Origin of the sequence: Streptomyces rapamycinicus NRRL 5491 (assembly GCF_024298965.1) — a bacterium.
Taxonomy (GTDB): domain Bacteria; phylum Actinomycetota; class Actinomycetes; order Streptomycetales; family Streptomycetaceae; genus Streptomyces; species Streptomyces rapamycinicus.
The window spans coordinates 411,702-427,594 of the sequence record NZ_CP085193.1 but is presented as its reverse complement, the minus strand read 5'-3'; the positions used below and the strand labels follow the sequence as shown (position 1 = coordinate 427,594).

The window sequence follows — 15,893 nt, the reverse complement described above, 5'->3', positions numbered from 1 at the left end:
GGTGCCTTCGCTTCGTTCGCCAGACCCCAGCACGCCGCATGCACCTCCCTTGCTGAAGCGTCACAAAACTGACAGCCTAATGTCGACTCACCTACCTGTACAGCAGCTTCGACCAACAGGCGGTCGATACTGATACGTCAGAATCTTGACTCATGTGTCAGACAAGCCTACTCTCAAGGCACAGACTTCGTCGCGAGAGGAGTACGTAGATGTCATCACCGGGGCGAGACCTGCCTGCGCACACGGTGCGGGGCGTCGACCATGCGGCGTTCCCGACCTTCGATCCGCGGGCCACCATCACCTTCTACCGGGACGTCCTGGGCTTCCCGGTCGTCCACGCAACGTGCGCGCTCGGGTGGGGGCCCGGGGAACACCCGGATTTCATCCATTTCTTCTTCGACATCGGCAACGGCGACCGGCTGGCCTTCTTCTACTACTTCGGTGTGGAGCCCTACCGGGACACCGAGATCCCCGACCTGCTCCACCGTGCCCGGCACCTCGCGATCCACGTGGACGGCGAGGAAGATCTGCTGGAGTACCGGCGTCGGCTGGACACGAGCAACTGGCCGTGCGAGCTGCAGGTGCGACACGAGACCGTCGAGTCGATCTACGTCACCGACCCCAACGGGTACCTGATGGAGATCACCCGTCCACTACGGGCGATCACCACCGAAGACGATATCGACGCCAATCTGAGCGTCGACGCGCTCATGGAGGTGGCCGGTGAACCGGACCCCTCCCTGGACAAGTTCTTCGCCCGCAAGGCGAGGCTGATCGCGGAGCGTTACGCAGGCGAGCCCGAGCTGGTGACGTTCGCATGACCACGTTGTTCGTCCTCGACATCGATGACTTCCGTCCGCTGGCCAAGGTCGCCGGCAAGGACCCCGACGTGACCGTCCGGCGGCGCGGCCCCTACCTCGAGGTCGCCGCACCTGGTTCGATCCGCATCGAGCGCAGCGCCACTGGTTGCCGCAACGCCGTCTGGTACAGCTCGATTGCCGCCGTCAGTGGCAGCCGGATCAGCCGCTGGGACAAGTCGGTGCTGGTGGTCGAGCCCACAGGAGCCGGGGGATGAGCCCCCTGGCGGTGGACCGGCTCGGTGGGGGCCGGGACGTCCACACAGCCCAGGCGCCGCCCGGCGTCACGGTAAGTACGCACCAGCTCACCACCTTCGACGGCGCCAAGGTCGAGGGGGTGCTGTACGCCCTCGACGGCGCGGCCACGGTGGTCACCGTGATGCACCCGCGCCAATCGATGACTCACCATCCGATGATCCCGCTGCTCCTGTGGAGCGGCGTGTCGGTCTGGACCCAGGGCTCCCGCTCGCCGAACAACGACATCGCTCTGGTCCACGAACAGGCGGTGCTGGACGCGGCGGCGGGGCACGTGTTCCTCCGGGACGCCGGGTTCGACGCGGTGCTGACCTTCGGCCACTCGGGCGGCGGCACGCTGTCGGCCTTCTACATCGAGCAGGCGTCCCTGGAACCCGAGCTGCGGCTGGACCAGACACCGGCCGGCAGGCCGGTCGCGCTGGCGGGCGCGCGGTTGCCCGTCCCAGACGGCGTGATCTTCCTCGCGCCACACCCGGGACAAGGACAAGTCCTGCTGCACTGCATCGACCCGTCCGTAACCAACGAGTCGGACCCGATGTCGGTGGAGCCCGCGCTGGACATGTACTCGCCCGGGAACGGATTCGTCCAGCCACCGGAGCCAAGCCGCTACAGCGCGGACTTCCTCCACGCATTCCGTGCGGCCCAGAAGGACCGGATCGCCCGGATAGACGCCCGGGCGCTCGAGCTCGCCTCCGAGGCCAAGGAGGCTCGCGCCCGGTTCGCCCGCACCAAGGATCCCGTCGACCGGCGGACCAGCCTCGCCCCGAGGATCATCACCACCTACCGCACCGACGCCGACCCCTGCTATGTCGACCTGTCGATCGATCCGAACGACCGGCACTATGGCTCGTTGTTCGGCAGCCGCCCGGATCTGATCAACTACGGTCTGGTGGGCTTCGGCAGGCTGACCACTCCCGATGCGTGGTTGTCCACCTGGTCTGCGAATCACACCAACGCGGACTTCGTCCGGTGCGCGACCGGCGTACGGCTGCCGGCTCTCTACCTTGAGTTCAGCGGCGACCAAGCCGCTCTCCCTACCGCCAGCGCCCGGATGTTCGAGGCGCTGGCCGGCGAAGACAAGACCCGCCATGTCGTCCGGGGTCAGCACTTCGGCCAGCCGATCGCCGTGGGCGAGCCCACTGGGTACGCCGCGGCTGCCGTTCACATCGAGCGCTGGCTGGCCGACCGGTTCGCCACCGCACGATCCCAGAGAACGAGGTGAAGGAAATGGGCTCCATCGGAGTCGTCTACGACAGCGGCTACGGCCATACCGCCGCCCAGGCCAGGGCGGTAGGGGAAGGCGCCGCTTCGGTCCCGGGCATCGATGTCGCACTGCACTTCGCTGAGGACCTCGCCGGCGATCCCCGGCAACTCGACCACTGCGACGCGCTGATCTTCGGCACCCCGACCTACATGGGCAGCGGCTCGGCAGTGTTCAAGACGTTCATGGAGGCCAGCTCGAAGATCTGGCTGAACCAGGGCTGGAAAGGAAAACTGGCGGCAGGGTTCACCAACTCCAGCGGGCACTCCGGGGACAAGCTCAACACACTCACCCAGCTCTGGCTCTTCGCCATGCAGCACGGAATGGTCTGGGTCGGGCTGGGCCTGTTGGACGGCAACGGACGCAGCACGGGGTCGGACGCCGAGCTGAACCGGCTCGGTTCCTACGCCGGCGCCATGGCGCAGTCCAATGCGGATCAGGGTCTGGAAGGCATGCAGGACAGCGACTTGCGAACGGCGTCGGCGCTGGGCGAGCGGGTCGCACACCATATCGCGTTGTGGCAGGGAGGTGGCCAGTGATGTCCGGAAAGCCGATGAAGATCCTGGTGGTCGGCGGCGGGCCCGCAGGCCTCTTCTTCTCGATCATCGCCAAACGAGCGCTCCCGACCGCCACGGTCCATCTCAGGGAGCAGAACCCGCAAGGAGTGACGTACGGCTGGGGCGTGGCGTTCACCGAGAGCGCGGCCGACACGCTCCGGCCGGCCGCGCCGGACGTGATCGACGCGCTCACCACAAACACCCGCCACGATCGGATGGTCATCAGCCTGGATGGCGTCGACGTGCCGGTTCAGGTCGGCCGCAGCCACCTCAACGCACGCTGGTCACTCCTGGCCATACTGGAAAAGTTCGCCCTCGCCGCCGGGGTGCACATCACGCACGACTGCGACACGGTTGTGACCGAAGACAACATGGCCGACTGGGATCTCGTGATCGGCGCCGACGGGGTCCACAGCCGGACCCGCGAGCGCTTCGCCAACCACTTCCAGCCCAGCGTCGAACTCGGTGACAACTGGCTGGCCTGGTACGGCACCCCGAAGCCCTACCCGCCGTCGATCATCCTGCGGAACAGCGAATACGGGGTCCTCATGGTCCATGCCTCTCGGTTTTCGGCCGAGATGAGCAACTTCACGGTGGAGGTCGGCCAGGAGACGTTCGACCGGCTTGGCTTCGCCGGTATGAGCGAGGACGAGTCCCGAGAGCGGTGCGAGCAGCTCTTCGCCAACTCGCTGGACGGCGCACCGCTGCGGAGCGATCACTCTCCGTGGTTTCAGACGAAGTTCGTCAGTTGCGCACGATGGACCCACCAAAACCTGGTGCTGATCGGGGACGCTCTGCACACCGTCCACCCGTCGATCGGGTCCGGCACCCGGTTCGCGATGCGTGATGCCGTCTATCTCACGCAAGCCCTGGTCGGCGCGGAGTGGGACGTTGAGGTGGGGCTCAAAGAGTTCGAGCGGGTACGCAAGCCCGTCGCGGACGCCTTCCAAGCCGCCGCGAAACGCAGCATCGCCTGGTACGAGGGGCTCCCGTCCCGCACCATCACCCATCCGACGAAGTTCGCACTCGAGTACCTGATGCGTACCGGACGGGTCTCTTACCGGGACTTCCGGCGGGAGAACCGCGAGGTCGTGCTCGGCTACGAGCGCGACCTGCGCTGATCACACCCAATGCCGCTTGATCGTTTGAGGAGAGACATGCGATGACGCTTGCTCCCGACACTCCCGACAAACTCGTCCGCTACTCCATCGAGGCGGAGGCCCGCTACGTCCGCGAGGGGCTGTGGAGATCACCCAGCATTGCCGAGCACCTCCACTCCATCGCCCAGGAACACGGCGACCGGGACGCAGTGGTGTGCGGTGACATCCGGTTGACCTTCGCTGAGCTGGACCGCATCACCGACCAACGCGCTGCGGGCCTCCACCGGCTCGGACTGAGTCCGGGCGGAGCGGTGCTGCTACAGGTGCACAACACCACCAACACCGTGATCGCCTGGTACGCCCTGCTCAAAGCCGGACTTCTGCCCGTGTGCACCCTCCCACTACATCGCGGGCACGAGATCGGGGAGATCGCGCGACAGACCCGTCCCGTCGCGCACCTCGTCGCAGCCCGTGATCCCCGCTTCGACCTTGTCCGCTTCGCCTTCGCCCAGGCCGCGGCAGCAGGCGTGGAACGCACGGTCCTGGTCTCCGACGGGCCGGCAGACGACCCCCGAGCCGTCGAACTGGACCGGCTGGGAGACGACATCGACAGTGCCGAGGCCCGCAGGGTCGTCGAAGGCATCCAGGCCGGACTCGGAATGCAGTCACTGGCGGTGTTCCAGCTCTCTGGCGGGACCACGGGGGTGCCCAAGGTGATCCCGTGCCTGCAGGCTCCCTACTGGCACTACGGCGCGAGCCTCGCCCGTGCCCTAGGTTGGGGGCCTGGGGACCGCATCGCGTTCTTGATGCCGATCGCGCATAACGCGGGCATCATCATCGGTCTGCAGGGCCCGCACAGCGTCGGGGCGACCCTCGTACTCGGTGTGCCCGACGCCTCGACCGCGCTCGACCTCGTCGTCCAGAACGGGGCGACGGATGTCCTGCTCGGTCCGTTCCTCTTCGATCTCGCCATGGACCCGGGCCTGGCGGCCGCCACGACGCTGCGGCGGGTGCTGTTCAGCGGAAAGAAGGTGCCCCACCGGCACATGGCAGTACTGGACGCACAGGGGATCTGGGCTGGGCAGATCTTCGGGATGAGCGAGGGACTCTGCCTCACCACCCCGCTCGACTTCCCGCTCGAGGCCCGCGCTGCGAGCGTCGGGGTGCCGATCTCGCCCGCGGACGAGATCCGGCTGTACGAGCCGGGGACCGAGAAGGAGGTGGCACCCGGCGAAGTGGGCGAACTCTGTGCTCGTGGCCCGTACACCCTGTGTGGCTACTACGACGCGGCCGAGCATAATCGGCGAGCCTTCACCTCCGACGGCCTTTATCGCACCGGTGACCTCATGGCGGAACGGACCATCGCCGGCGTCCGGTGCTACACCGTCGAGGGCCGTATCAAGGACATGATCAGCCGCGGTGGCGAAAAGATCAACACTGAGGAGATCGAGCTCCTCCTCAGCTCTCACGACGCGGTCGTCGAGGCTGCCCTGGTGGCGATGCCGGACGCTCGGCTGGGTGAGCGGGCGTGCGCCTTCGTCGTCACCCGGAACGGCCTGGAGATCGATCTCGCCGAGGTGCAAGCGCACTTCGAGCGTCTTGAGGTCGCGAAGTACAAGTGGCCGGAGCGGATCGTCGTGCTACCGGAAATGCCACGGATCAGCCAGGTCGGCAAGGTCGACCGCCGCCGCCTGCGGGTGATCGCCGAGACGTTCGGGGACGAGCCGAGCTAGCGCCCGCGGACCGTGGCTCCGCGCCGAAGGGGCCGCCGTACGCCGCTGACGGTGCCCGACGAGGGCGCCAGCGCCGTGGCCGCACGGGCGCTGCGGCGCGACTCCTCGGCGCCGTAGAACGTGGCGCAGCGCCGCGCGGGCCCTGGCGCTGTCCAACGCCGCGTGGCCGAGCGTCCCGCCTGAGTCCACGCTCGCGAACGGAGGATGCGTGATGACAACTCTGCTGCCACTGCACCGGTATACGCGGCTGCGGACAACCGACCTCGATGAGGCCGAGGCCACGGCTGGGCGCGTGATGTCGTCGCACCGGCTTCGCGTGATACGGCCCCGGGACTTCGGCGCCCGACTGCATGCCGTGGACGTCGGTTCCTCGACGCTGCTGTACGCCGTGTACTACGGCGAGGCGGAGGTGACGGCGCTCGCTCCCATGGAGTACTACACACTCCAGCTCATCCTGGACGGGGCGATGGACGTGGTCACGGAACGCGGCAGGTGTCGGGCCGGGCCCGGGCAGGCGTGTGTCGTCTCGCCTGGTGAGCGGTTGCGCCTGCGCTTCGCGCCCGGAACCGTGCAGGTCGCCTCCAAGCTGCCCCGGGACGTGGTCGAGCGGGCCTATTCCAGCCTCAGCGCCGAGCCCGCCGACAGCCTGGCTTTCGGGCTGGAAGTACCCGCCGACTCGCCGTGGCCCGGTCTGCTTCGGCTTGCCGTGGACACAGTGGACCGGTTCGACACCGGCATCCTGCCGCCGCGTGCGGGTCTCGAACTGGAGCGCACGCTGGTCACGGCACTCCTGCTCGCCCAACCGCACGACCGCACCCAGGCGATGTTCCGCAGCGGCGGCGCCCGCGGGTATCGCGCGGCCGGCATCGCCGCCGAGGTCATCATCGCGGACCCGGCGGCACCGATAACGCTCGAGGAACTGGCCCACACAGCGGGGGTGAGCCTGCGAACGTTGCAGGAAGGCTTCCGATCGCGCTTTGGCACGACGGTGACGGGCTATCTGCGCGAGCTGGGCCTGGACCGTGCGCACCGGATGCTGTCCTCGGCCGACACTGCCAGCTCGGTCGCCGACATCGCGCTGGCGTGTGGATTTTACCATCTCGGCCGGTTCGCACGCGACTACCGCCTGCGTTACGGAATCACGCCGTCGACCACCCTGTACGCCTCGCGCACGGCGGACAGGCCCGCGTAGAGCGGATAGCCCCTCCAGCCGCCCGCCACCACACTTGGCGCATCGTCAGTGCAGACGAAGGAGCTACCATGACTACCGCAGATCCCGCCCTCGATCACTTCGACGGGACCCTGTCCGCCACGGATGTTCGCCGGGCTCATGCGGACATGCGCGAAGCCTGCCCCGTCGTGCACAGTGACCGGCATGGCGGATTCGACTTCCTGACCCGCTACGCCGATGTCCGCGCCGCGCTGAACGGCACAGAAGCGTTCTCTTCGGCCGACGGTGTGCGCATTCCGCCCAGCGGGGTGTTGCCACCGATCCCCGCGCTGGAGTTCGATGAGCCCGAGCACTCCGAGTGGCGGCGCGTTCTCGACGGCCCGCTGACTCCGCGCGCCGTGCGAGGGCTCGAATCGGTCATCACCGAGGTCGTCGACCTTCTGATCGATGACTTCGCGACCGTCGGCAAGGCCGACCTCGTCGGCCAGCTGACAGAACCCCTGCCCGCGATCGTGATCGGGCGGATGATCGGGCTCGACCAGGCCGAGGCGGTGCGTGCCCGCGCCGTCGCGGCGGCGCTGTTCGCCGCCATGGGTTCCGAGGAGTTCCCGGCGCGGTTTACCGAATTCTCTGAACACACGCAGCGCTGGCTGGCCGACCGCCGGGAGAACCCCCGCGACGACATGCTCACCGAGCTGGCGAGTGGCGTCGTACAGGGCAAGGAGATCGACGAGGCCGCCGCCACCGGACTGATGCTGGCCTACATAGTCGGCGGCCACCACTCGACGGGATCCGCCCTCGGCGGTCTCATCCGGAACGTGCTCACCGTGCCCGGCCTGCGAGACGATCTCCTCACCGACCGACGCGGGCTGCCGCGGGTGATCGAGGAGAGCCTACGCCTGACCACACCACTGCAACTGTTCGCGCGCACGCTCCGGTGCCCAGTCCAGTTCGGCGACCGGGAACTCGCCGCGGGCGGCCGTGTTCTGCTCGACCTCGCGGCCGCCAACCGGGATCCGCGGGAATTCAGCGACCCGGAGACATTCGACCGAGGCCGGACCCGTAACCGGCACCTGAGTTTCGGGGCGGGACCGCATGTCTGCCAGGGCCAGCACCTCGCCCGGGCCGAACTCCGGATCGCCCTCGGCCGTCTCCTCGACCGGCTGCCGGACCTTAGTCTCGACGGGGAGCCGGTCGAAAGTGGCCTGGTCGGCGGATCGCTGATGACCCACTTCGCTCTGCCGGTGGCCTTCACCCCGGAAATTTCGGCATGAACGGCTCCGCGGATCTCCAGCTCACCATCGGCAGCCGCCGGACTGTCGCCCTCGGTGTGGTCGAGTTCGAGCTGCACCCTGTCGACAGCGGCCATCTACCGGAATGGCAGCCCGGCGCCCACATCGACGTCGTGACCGCAGCCGGAATTGTCCGCCAGTACTCGCTGTGCGGTGACCCCGGCGATCGCACGAGCTACCGGATCGCCGTTCTGCGCCAGGCCGAGAGCCGGGGCGGATCGGCGTGGCTGCACGAGTGGCTCCACGAGGGTGACCGGGTCCTGGTTGGCGGTCCCCGCAACCACTTCCCGCTGGAACCGGGTCCCCGCTACGTGTTCGTGGCGGGTGGCATCGGGATCACGCCGCTGCTGCCCATGATCCGCAGTGTGTCCCGCGACGGTGCTGACTGGTCGCTGCATTACGGCGGCCGGACCCGAGCCTCCATGGCCTATGTCGATGAGCTGCGGGCCGTCGACGCGAGCAGGGTGCACCTGCTCCCGTCCGACGCAGGCGGCCCGATCGACCTCGAGTCCACGCTCGGCGATGTGCCGCCGGAGACTTACGTCTACTGCTGCGGACCCGAGCCGCTGATCCGCGCGGCCGAGGCAGTGTGCGCACGTCGCGGAACTCGCCTGCGCACGGAACGGTTTTCGCCGAAGGAGATCGACTCCCCACGGGGGAATTCGCCGTTCACGGTCCTGATCGCCTCGACCGGACTCGAGCTGACGGTGCCCGTCGAGCAATCCATTGTGGACGTGCTGACCGAGGCGGGCGTGGACGTGCTGACTTCATGCGAGGAAGGCACCTGCGGTACCTGTGAGACGGCCGTACTCGAGGGCCGCCCGGACCACCGTGATTCGGTGCTCACCGAGGAGGAACGGGCGGCAGGCGACCGGATCCTGCCGTGCGTCTCCCGGTCTCTCACCCCCCAGCTCGTACTCGACCTCTGACTGGCCCGCCCGCCGGGCGAGGTGTAACCGTCCCCCTTGGAGAACAATGAGCGTTTTCAGCGTTGCCTCTCCAGGGTGAGGACGGCTTTGGCGATGGACGTCATCCGGTTGGGGCTGATGCGTGACTTGCGGAAGATGCGCCAGGACTTCAGCTGAGCCATGCCCCGTTCGACAGGTGCGCGGGCCTGGGCGAGTGCGCGGTTGACGGTCCGCTGGGTGAGGGTGAGTTCGCCGCCGGGCGGGCGCTTGAGGCCGGTGGTCACCCAGGGGCCAGCGCCCTGATAGGCACGGTCGGCCAGCACCGGGACGCCCTGGCGTTCCCAGATTCGGATGATCCGGTGGGTGCGGGCCGCGGTCAGGTCGTGGGCTCGTCCAGGCAGGGCAGGTGAGATCCACAGCACGTGCCCGCCCGGGTCCGTGACGACCTGGACGTTCACGCCGTGCCGGCGGTGTTTGGCGGAGTAGTCGGCACGGCTGTCACCGACGCGGTCGCACTCGGCGATGGTGCCGTCCAGCAGGACAAAGTCCGGATCGTTCTCCCGCAGTACCTTCAGCAGGCCGGGAGCCCGTGCGGCAAGGAGATCGACGACCGCCCGGGTGTAGGCGTGGGCGGTGCCCACTGAGATACCGAAGCCGGCGGCGAGCTGCGCGAGGGTGTCGTGCTTGCGCAGGTACACCAGCGCGACCAGGGCCCGCTTGTGCGGCGGGAGCTTGCAGCGGCGGTCACCCTCACGGGTGACGATGAGCATGGTGACCCACTCGACCAGCGCGTGCGGCAAGTCGAGTGCGGCAGGATAGGAAACCAACAAGGCTCCTGTGCCGGTGGGTTGAGACTTCGAACACCTCCCTCAACGGCACGGGAGCCTTGTGCGTTGCGGCCTGCTCACCACCATCGCCGTCACCCGATCAGTGGCCCTGCTGAAAACGCTCACTGAAGCGCTGGTGAATTCCTCCCCGATTGTCCCCTTCGAAATACGTCATACCGTGGCCGGAGAAGTGTCGCCCGCCGGAGATGTGGCGTGAGTTGTTGTAGATGTCGCCTTTCCCCGTGTGTACCGGACCCGAGCTGCCCTTGATTACGGTGCCCACGTCCCCGGTGATGTCCCGGCTCTGTACCGCTGTGCCGTTGACCTCACCCGTCGCGTTGCTCACCGCGCCGGCGTCGGGGGAAGACCGGTCGTGGCGCTCGTGTGCCTTGAGCGATGGCACCATGTCGGCGACCACGTCGCCGAGGCGCCTGAGATCCGCCACGGCGTTCTGCATGTCCAGCCGGACGGACTGCACCTCAGCGAGTCGCCCCAGCTCGGGTGGAAGATCGGCTCCATTCAGCCGTTCCGTCTTCCGTCCCTCGAGTACGGGGACGACCGGCACTCCGCAGTCGAACGCCTCGAGGATTTCCCTGCGGACCCAGTCGTCCGACCGATGCAGCTCAGCGAAACGTGTCCAGGCCGGCCCGATCACAGCCAGCAAAAGGGCGCTGCGCCGAACGCTTCGGATTAACTCCTCGGGGTAGCGCGTGCCGGGTGCTATCGATTCCGAGGCACGGAATGCACTGTTCTCGCCGAAGCGGTATGACAGCTCCCTTTTGATCAGGGCAGCCGTCTTCTCTCCGTCGCCCGTACGGTAGTTGATGAATACCTCGGCCATGTTTGTCTCCTCTCTCATGGCATGATCAGCCGTAAGGATGTGCCGAGCTGCGGTGCCAGCGCGCGGACCGATGGATTGCGTGGATGGCGGCCCAGAGTGTGTGCGAGACGGCGCAGGTCGGCTGAGATGGTGGCGGAACTTACCGCAGCGGCACCGCCGAGCAATTGGGCTGTGATGTCACAGGCGCGTTCGAGGTTGCCAGCCGCCGCATGCGCGAGAGCGCGCCGTACCCCGTAGCGGACCTGAGTGCGCAGGGCGTCTGGGGGAACTCGTGTCAGCTGTTGGTCCAGGGCCTCGGCTGCCTCGTGTGGACGCCCCAGGTCGTAAAGACACCAGCCCGTGATCATGCCCACCGGATCGGGTAGATGCATGGTTCCGATGACAGGCGTGTCGGAGTCCGGGGTATGGCGTGCGAGTAGCTCGCGGGCTCGGTCGAGGGCGCGCAGACAAGCGTCTCGGTCGCCGGCGATCGCATGTCCCTGGGCTTCACGTTGGGCGGCAAGCCCCCGAATGCGTGGGGGAAGGCTGCTGTCCTGGGCCTGCCGTGCCAGCGCGATGGTCTCCTTCGCGTCCTCGCGGTACAGCGTGACCAGGGCCCGGCGCACCAGGGCGTACCCGGCCAGATGCCGGTCACCACCAGCGGCCGCCAGGTCCACGGCACGCTGTGTCCACCACAACGCAGCTCGTTCGTCGCCGGACTCCTGCACCAGCCAACCGACGTACTCCGCATATCGGGAGCCGAGCGCGAGCAGTTGCTGGCGGGTCTGCGGGTCGGCGTGGGTGGACGTCTCTCGCAACGTGTGCGTCTGCGCGATGAGGCCGGGGAGAAGGAATCCCGGACCGACCGTCTGGCCGAGGCGCCGATAGTGGTCGAACAGCGAACGGGACACCTCCAGCACCTGCGCGCCACCCCGTGTGGACAAGGCTTCCGAGCTGCCCGCACCCAGACTCATCAATGAGGCGGCGCCCGCGCTCACCACCTGCCTGCGGGACACGGGCTTGAACCAGCTGCCGCCGTCAGTGGACAGCTGCATCAGCCATACCTCCTCGTCGAAACCATCTGGCTCCTCAGTACGGGTGTCGGTGGCCGGGTCCGGCAGCAGTGCCACGAGTGCGCCCCCGGCCTCGAGGACGGCATCGCACAGACGAGCAAGGTCACGACTGGGAGCCTTGATCCCACGCTCGACCTTGCTCAGCTGCCCTTTGCTGTAGTGGACCCGCACGGCCAGTTCCGTGAGGGTCGGGCCGGCATCGAGGCGTCGCTGCCGGAGTTCTCGCGCGAACGGAATGGACGGCTTAGAGGCTGCGCGGATAGGCGCGGTTTTAGCATCGTCGGCTTGGGCTGTTGTATCAGCGGTGGGTGCTTCAGACGCGGCCGATGAGGTTACGCACGGCACGCCTTCAAGCCCTTGCCTTGGAGGCGCTCGCTCGGCAGGTCAACGTGCTCTCGTCGTCCGGTCGTGGCCACGACCTGTCACGGACTCAGATGCTGCGATGAAGGCTTGCACGAGGGGACGGTTGTCTCCTCGGCGGGTGGCCATGAAGATCCGGCTCATTGTGGGAGGTCCGTCGAGTTCAAGGCGTTGGGCGCCTGCGGGGAGCAGGGTCGTGATGCTGTAGGGGGCGATGGTGACGCCAAGGCCAGCGGCGACGAACATGATGATGGTGTGCCAGTTCGAGCACTCTTGCGCGACCTGGACGTCGATGCCGGCGTCCCGCAACGGCTGTGTGTTCACGTCGAACGCCTGGGCTCCTGCTGAACGCGGGAACAGGATCAGCGGGTCAGCGGCCAGCGCTGTTGCTTCCACATGATCAGCTCTTGCGGCGGAGTGGTTTGTGGGGATGACGGCGACGAACCGTTCCGTTGTCAGCAGGGAAAGGTCGATGTCGTCTCGCTTCTCAGCATCCCGCACGATCCCGATGTCGGCCGTGCCCCGCTCCAGGGCCGCCAGGACATCGACGGTGAAGCCGTCGTGCAGTTTGACCTGGACGTCTGGGCGGCAGCCGGAGAATTCACGGATCCGTTCGCTGACGATCGCGGTGGCGGAGGTGATGAAGGCGACATCCAGGCGGCCGGCCTCGCCGCGCCCGACACGGCTGGCTTCGTCGAGGTCGGCCGCCAGACGGCCCAGAAGGTCCCTCGCCCGTGGCTGGAACGTCGCTCCCGCGTCTGTGAGGCGGACGCTTCGAGAGGTCCGCCGGAACAGCTCAACACCGACAATTTTCTCGAGCTGCCTGATCTGCTGGGACAGAGCGGGCTGAGCGATGTTCAGCCGCTGGGCGGCACGGCCGAAGTGGAGTTCCTCGGCCACGGCCAGAAAGTACCGCAGGTGGCGGAGCTCGATTCGCTGATCCATAGTTCAAGCTTATCGATATGGGCTACTGCTTGTATTGGACATATGGGTAAGCGGGACTGGAGGCTGGTGGGAAGGCACACCCGAAGGGAAACCCGCCTCATGCCGTACACCTCTGCTCCCACCGTGGTCTCCTCGATCGCCTCACAAAGTGATGCCGACGCGTTCCGCGCGTTGAACGAGGAGTGGATCTCCCGCCTGTTCACCCTGCAGGAAGAGGACCGGGCGGTTCTCGGAGATCCGTTCGGCCGCATCGTGGGCCCGGGCGGGGATGTGCTCCTGGCGCGCGAGCAGGGCAGCGGCATCGTTGTCGGGTGCGTCGCACTTTTGGCTTATCCGGACGCCGTGTTCGAGCTGGCGAAGATGGCCGTGGCCCCCGCCGCGCAGGGACGCGGCACCGGCCGCCAACTCATAGCCGCAGCGATCGACCGTGCCCAGGCACTTGGCGCGGCCCGACTGTTCCTCGGCACGAACAGCAAGCTGGCTCCCGCCATCCGCCTGTACGAGGAAGCCGGGTTCGTCAGGATCACCCGCAACCGTCTCCCGGTGGCCGACTATTACGCCCGCGCCGACATCCTCATGGAACTGAAGTGACGCCCCAGCCCGGAGCTCGCAATCTGCCTCGCGCCGCGGCTGCCTTCACTAGCGGCCGGTTCCCCCGCGCACGCGGAACCTATGCCATGTCGTGGCAGGACCATGTGGGCGGGTGCCTCGACGGGCCCGTACGGGCCGACTGCACTGAAGGCAGGCCCGATGAGGAGGTCTGAGCGGCCGCGGTAGGGGTCCTCACGTGCACGGACCGGCCCCTGGCGCCCCACCGTGCAGTGCCAGCGAGGCCCTGGCCTGGGGATCTCCTCTCCCGCACGCCGTACCCGTTCTGATCGAGTGGGGCGGCCTCAGCTGGCACTACCCCGGTGGCCCGGCGCCTGCGGCCCACCCCTCCAGAACGACTACTGATCCACCTATAAGTCGTGACTTAGTTGTAGATCAGGTGATCACGAAGCTGCGGCGCTCTGTGATCACTGGGAGACCCATGCCTGCGCTTCCCTTATGGCTGACCGAACCGCTCTGGGAGCAATTCGCGACTCTGCTGCCGGCGCGGCCGGTTTACGACCCGGCCCACCCGCTGGGCTGCCACCGCCGACGCATCAGCGACCGGATCGTCTTCGACAAGATGCTGCAACTACTGCGCTTCGGCTGTTCTTACGAGGCGATCGCCGACACGACGTGCTTGGCCACCACGATCCGAAACCGCCGCGACGAGTGGATACGACTCGGTGTCTTCGCTCGGCTCAAGCAGATCGCGCTGGAGTCCTACGACCGTATCGTCGGCCTCGTCCTCGACCAGATCGCCGTGGACAGCTCCATCACCAAGGCACCCGGAGGCGGCGAGGTCGCCGGACGCTCACCGGTCGACCGCGGCAAACAGGGCCTGAAACGCTCGGGCATGACGGACGGATACGGCATTCCACTGGGGCGTGTCCTGGCCGGAGCCAACCGCCACGACTCTCCACTGCTCGCCCCGACCTTGGACCGCCTGGACGACCTGGGCCTGTTGCCCGACGACATCACCGTGCACCTGGATGCCGGCTACGACTCGGACAAGACCCGCGCTCTGCTCAACGAACGCGGCCCACACGGCCGTATCGCGCACAAAGGCGAGAAGGCCCCGATCCAGGCCAGTCAGCGTTGGCACGTCGAACGCACCCACGCCTGGCAGAACGCCTTCCACCCCCCTTGCCCGCTGCTACGAGCGGCGCACCACCGTCATCGACGCCTTCTTCGACCTCGCCGACACGATCATCACCGTGCGTAACCTGATCCGACGGGCCTGGACCACCCACCGCTGCGACGAACGCCCGAACCGACGTCCATGACCGCGCGTCTTTCCGCGCGACTTCTAAGTGGTCGGCGCTGGAAGTCCTTCGGGGGTTGACGTGATGGTCCGAGCCGTGACTGGCGATCAAGGGACCGTGCGTCCCCACGTCGAGTCACGCATCCAGTTGTGCACGGATGAGCGTGTCGAGTCGCTGCCATGCCGGGGACGAGGCGTTGACCGTGCCCTGAATAAGGGCGGGGACCTCAGATGCTGCATCCAGCGTGGGCAGTTCGCCGGGTCCGTAACGTTCCCGGGTCGCCTTGGCGATCCTGCGGGCGAGGCCGTCGATGTGTGGATCGTCGGCGTCGAGGTCGTGCGCGTGGTCGTAATCTAGGAAGAGCTGCCGCAGCGCCGGCTTGGCCAAAGTCCCGGCCTGGTCGTGGAACAGTGCGATCGCGCGGTCTGGGTAGGTGGCGAACACGAGGATCCACAGGTCGCGTTGCAAGTCCACCCATCGAGAGGTGAATCCCCAACTGTCCAGGTGCTCCAGATGGGCGCCGACCTCGGTGGGCAGCGGTGCCAGACGCCCGGCGGCGAGCTCGCGCAGGCGCCCCTTCGTTGCCTGAAGGCCACGGATGCTGGCGGTGAGCTCGTCGTCGATCTCGCACAGCGCCTGCTGGAACTCCTCGTCGGTCGCTGATCTCAGGTCCCGGATGCGGGCTAGGGGGACGCCGGCTTCGGCGAGCGTCCGGATCTTGATCAGCTCAATGGCGTCGTTCGCGCCGTACCGCCGGTAGCCAGATGCATCGCGGTCGGGCTCAGGGAGCAGCCCCTTGTCGTGATAGACGCGAACGGTCTTGATCGACACTCCGACGTAGCTTGCCAGCTGCCCGATGGTGATCACCCAGCCATCGTCCC

At 67.3% G+C, this 15,893-nt stretch carries 15 protein-coding genes and 1 pseudogene; 11 read left to right on the top strand and 5 right to left on the bottom strand.

The genetic code is table 11. From position 1 onward, the window contains the following. Positions 1-209 precede the first annotated feature (209 nt). The 9 genes from LIV37_RS01930 to LIV37_RS01890 all read left to right on the top strand — a co-directional run bounded on the left by LIV37_RS01930 (position 210) and on the right by LIV37_RS01890 (position 9,155). A complete protein-coding gene (locus LIV37_RS01930) occupies positions 210-821 on the top strand; it encodes a VOC family protein (RefSeq protein ID WP_020865422.1) in 612 nt (203 codons plus the stop codon). Beyond that, positions 818-1,075 carry a hypothetical protein gene (locus tag LIV37_RS01925; protein ID WP_020865421.1) on the top strand — a complete coding sequence of 86 codons (258 nt, stop codon included), beginning with the start codon at positions 818-820 and terminating at the stop codon, positions 1,073-1,075. The genes LIV37_RS01930 and LIV37_RS01925 overlap by 4 nt, the downstream gene beginning before the upstream one ends. Then, the gene (locus LIV37_RS01920; RefSeq protein ID WP_020865420.1) at positions 1,072-2,334 is read left to right on the top strand and encodes a hypothetical protein; all 1,263 of its coding nucleotides are present in this window, start codon (positions 1,072-1,074) and stop codon (positions 2,332-2,334) included. The genes LIV37_RS01925 and LIV37_RS01920 overlap by 4 nt, the downstream gene beginning before the upstream one ends. Before the next feature lie 5 nt (positions 2,335-2,339). Next, positions 2,340-2,912 (top strand): flavodoxin family protein, encoded by a 573-nt coding sequence (locus LIV37_RS01915; RefSeq protein ID WP_020865419.1) that lies wholly within the window; start codon positions 2,340-2,342, stop codon positions 2,910-2,912. Beyond that, entirely contained in the window at positions 2,912-4,051 is a 1,140-nt protein-coding gene (locus LIV37_RS01910) for an FAD-dependent monooxygenase (RefSeq protein WP_020865418.1), read from the top strand. Before LIV37_RS01915 ends, LIV37_RS01910 begins: the two co-directional genes overlap by 1 nt. Positions 4,052-4,092: 41 nt before the next feature. After that, entirely contained in the window at positions 4,093-5,763 is a 1,671-nt protein-coding gene (locus LIV37_RS01905; RefSeq protein ID WP_020865417.1) for an AMP-binding protein, read from the top strand. A gap of 211 nt (positions 5,764-5,974) precedes the next feature. Beyond that, complete coding sequence (locus tag LIV37_RS01900; RefSeq protein ID WP_020865416.1) at positions 5,975-6,955, top strand: AraC family transcriptional regulator; 981 nt, start codon at positions 5,975-5,977, stop codon at positions 6,953-6,955. Between the two features lie 68 nt (positions 6,956-7,023). Continuing rightward, positions 7,024-8,208 (top strand): cytochrome P450, encoded by a 1,185-nt coding sequence (locus tag LIV37_RS01895; protein ID WP_020865415.1) that lies wholly within the window; start codon positions 7,024-7,026, stop codon positions 8,206-8,208. Further along, positions 8,205-9,155, top strand: coding sequence for a PDR/VanB family oxidoreductase (locus LIV37_RS01890; RefSeq protein ID WP_020865414.1), 951 nt, complete (start codon positions 8,205-8,207; stop codon positions 9,153-9,155). The genes LIV37_RS01895 and LIV37_RS01890 overlap by 4 nt, the downstream gene beginning before the upstream one ends. 56 nt (positions 9,156-9,211) lie before the next feature. Here LIV37_RS01890 and LIV37_RS01885 read toward each other — a convergent pair whose 3' ends face one another. The 4 genes from LIV37_RS01885 to LIV37_RS01870 all read right to left on the bottom strand — a co-directional run bounded on the left by LIV37_RS01885 (position 9,212) and on the right by LIV37_RS01870 (position 13,159). Next, the gene (locus LIV37_RS01885) at positions 9,212-9,961 is read right to left on the bottom strand and encodes a transposase family protein (RefSeq protein WP_121825931.1); all 750 of its coding nucleotides are present in this window, start codon (positions 9,959-9,961) and stop codon (positions 9,212-9,214) included. A 100-nt stretch (positions 9,962-10,061) separates the two neighbouring features. Continuing rightward, positions 10,062-10,802 (bottom strand): toll/interleukin-1 receptor domain-containing protein, encoded by a 741-nt coding sequence (locus LIV37_RS01880; RefSeq protein ID WP_121825932.1) that lies wholly within the window; start codon positions 10,800-10,802, stop codon positions 10,062-10,064. Positions 10,803-10,816: 14 nt separating this feature from the next. Then, on the bottom strand, positions 10,817-12,115 hold the full coding sequence (locus LIV37_RS01875; protein ID WP_121826287.1) for a helix-turn-helix domain-containing protein: 1,299 nt from the start codon (positions 12,113-12,115) through the stop codon (positions 10,817-10,819). Positions 12,116-12,238: 123 nt separating this feature from the next. Then, positions 12,239-13,159 (bottom strand): LysR family transcriptional regulator, encoded by a 921-nt coding sequence (locus tag LIV37_RS01870; protein WP_020865410.1) that lies wholly within the window; start codon positions 13,157-13,159, stop codon positions 12,239-12,241. A gap of 99 nt (positions 13,160-13,258) precedes the next feature. Between LIV37_RS01870 and LIV37_RS01865 the strand changes: the two genes are divergently transcribed. Further along, positions 13,259-13,750 (top strand): GNAT family N-acetyltransferase, encoded by a 492-nt coding sequence (locus LIV37_RS01865; protein ID WP_020865409.1) that lies wholly within the window; start codon positions 13,259-13,261, stop codon positions 13,748-13,750. 439 nt (positions 13,751-14,189) lie between these two features. Continuing rightward, a pseudogene (locus LIV37_RS01860) lies at positions 14,190-15,033 on the top strand (IS5 family transposase). A gap of 114 nt (positions 15,034-15,147) precedes the next feature. On the opposite strand, the gene LIV37_RS01855 reads toward LIV37_RS01860, so the two are convergent. Beyond that, complete coding sequence (locus LIV37_RS01855; RefSeq protein WP_020865408.1) at positions 15,148-15,879, bottom strand: MerR family transcriptional regulator; 732 nt, start codon at positions 15,877-15,879, stop codon at positions 15,148-15,150. Positions 15,880-15,893: the final 14 nt, after the last annotated feature.